This window comes from Shinella sp. JR1-6, from assembly GCF_004284735.1.
Taxonomy (GTDB): Bacteria; Pseudomonadota; Alphaproteobacteria; order Rhizobiales; family Rhizobiaceae; genus Shinella.
Genome location: NZ_SHMI01000124.1, coordinates 1 through 1,005, shown reverse-complemented (window position 1 = coordinate 1,005; position 1,005 = coordinate 1). Strand labels below are relative to the sequence as shown.

1 protein-coding gene is annotated in these 1,005 nt (G+C 53.2%); it reads right to left on the bottom strand.

Annotated features, from left to right (window positions below; genetic code table 11):
* Positions 1–269: 269 nt before the first annotated feature.
* On the bottom strand, positions 270–593 hold the full coding sequence (locus EXZ48_RS34685) for a hypothetical protein (protein WP_130521622.1): 324 nt from the start codon (positions 591–593) through the stop codon (positions 270–272).
* Between the last annotated feature and the right edge of the window lie 412 nt (positions 594–1,005).

The following is a 1,005-nucleotide window of genomic DNA, read 5'->3' as shown; positions in this document are numbered from 1 at the left end:
ATCGGCGTAAGCAACCAAATCCTACGTCATTTCAACGGTTTGAACCATATCCGCCAACCCCTCGTGAATTATTCGGGCTAACTCCCTGGAATTAAGCTCGGGTCTGTGAATGGAAGAGGTCCTCGGCCGCTCGGCTGGCGTCTGTCCGCGATGGTACACCCGGGGCAAGCCGGAACTGCAGGATGACAGATTCCGGAAAAATGGGCGCAATGCGGCGAAGCCGGCTGCAAGCGCAAGGCTTGACGGGCTGCCGGTTTACTCGCTTCGTTTTACGACTTTGGAGGGTGTGGGATCAGATAATACTGGTTCTCGAACCGCAGCTGCACGGGAAGGATGAAGGCAAGCTTCTCGCATTCCTTACGTTCGTTCAAGTCGACATATGCACACGGCTGCCAGTTCCGAATATGTTGGTCGGCATCAGATACAGCCAGAACCTTATTCTCGGGAGAGAGCCTGCTTTCGTCGGTGTTCACCGCAACCACGATTTGCGCAGAGGAGCGTTCGATATACGGCTTCGAAAAAGCATTGCCTGAGACGACCTGCAAAGAGATCATCAACAGAAAAATCACGATTTTCCGGCCGACCGACATCATGCTGCATGTCTGCTCATAGTGATAAAACAAGCCGAGCATCTACCAAAAAAGCCAACTCAAAAAAAGCAGGATATCTCGCGTGCGCCAATTTGTCCGAAACATGTTGCCGGGATCCGGAAACCATTGCTCTACCTTGGCTGCCGATTGATCGTTCAAAAGTCTCCCGGCGTGAACACGACGCATAGCAGGTGCTGTCCGTGCCGTAGAAAATCGTATCAGTGGGTCCGGACACTTCTTCAACGGGTTGAGGTCGTGAAGATCGCATCGCGGATTCCAGCAATGGTGGGGGCAGTAATTGCGTGCCCAGTTGGCCGTCGAGCGACCGTGCGGCGACTGTTATACCAACGAGCATTGATCATGACCTGTGTGCCCAGTCTCGTAGGCCGATGGACATAATCTTCCAAGGTTGATC